Raw genomic sequence first — 807 nt, 5'->3', positions numbered from 1 at the left:
GCCGTCGCGGATGCGCAGGGCGCCGAAGACCCAGGTCTTCTCGCTGCCGCGGGAGTATTCCAGGGGTGCCTTGATGCGGTGGCCGTCGGGTGACCAGCCCGGTGCTGGGGGGAACGTGCGCGCGATGATCGGGCCGAGCTCGTCGGCGCAGATCACCGTGGTACCGGCGGGCGGGTGGGTGTAGAGGTCGACGACCGCCGCCCTTTTGGGGCGAACTCGGGGTCGTAGCTGTGTGCCCAGGAGCGGGTGTGCCGCCAGCGCACCTTCTCGGCCAGCAGGATGCGCCGGATCTGGCTGCGTTGGATCTGGATGCCTTCGGCCCGGGCGGTGTCGGTGAGGCCGTCCAGGGTCCACTGGGGTGGGCTGGTCTCGTCCGTGGCCCTCAGCTTGCCGGCGTCGTCGCGGACCGGCCGGCCCGGGGGGTCGGCGCGGGCCAGGGCGATGATCCGGCTCCGCTCGGGTTCGGTGATCCGGCGCCTGCGGCCGGCTCCGGGCCGGTCGCCCAGCCCGTCGAGGCCCTCGGCGTTGAACCGGGCCAGGCGTTCGCGCACGGTCTGCATGTGACAGCCCAACCGGGCGGCGATGGCGCTGGTCCGTTCGCCGTCCCAACTGGCCACGATCATCTTCGCCCGCATGGTCCAGTCATCGGGAGCGTGCCGCGCCCCGGCCAACTTCTGGACCTTCCGTTCCTCCTCCGCGTCCGCGGGAGAGCGGGCATACAACAACTTCGGCATGAAAGACCGCCTCCCGACCAGCATCCCACCGACGGCAAAACGATCTACAGCCGCAATGAGGAACGTTGCACTA

The 807-nt window shown here is 70.6% G+C and carries 1 protein-coding gene; it reads right to left on the bottom strand.

Annotation, left to right across the window (positions count from 1 at the left end; all coding sequences use genetic code 11):
- Positions 1-152: 152 nt before the first annotated feature.
- The gene (locus NBW77_RS15515; RefSeq protein ID WP_250279921.1) at positions 153-734 is read right to left on the bottom strand and encodes a helix-turn-helix domain-containing protein; all 582 of its coding nucleotides are present in this window, start codon (positions 732-734) and stop codon (positions 153-155) included.
- Positions 735-807: the final 73 nt, after the last annotated feature.

The organism is Frankia sp. Cppng1_Ct_nod, assembly GCF_920656135.1.
Classification (GTDB): Bacteria; Actinomycetota; Actinomycetes; order Frankiales; family Frankiaceae; genus Protofrankia; species Protofrankia meridionalis.
This window is presented reverse-complemented; position numbering and strand designations above follow the sequence as displayed.

What these genes read in the sequence shown, in the direction of transcription:
- NBW77_RS15515 (WP_250279921.1), bottom strand. Translation starts at nt 734, where the DNA reads ATGCCGAAGTTGTTGTATGCCCGCTCTCCCGCGGACGCGGAGGAGGAA.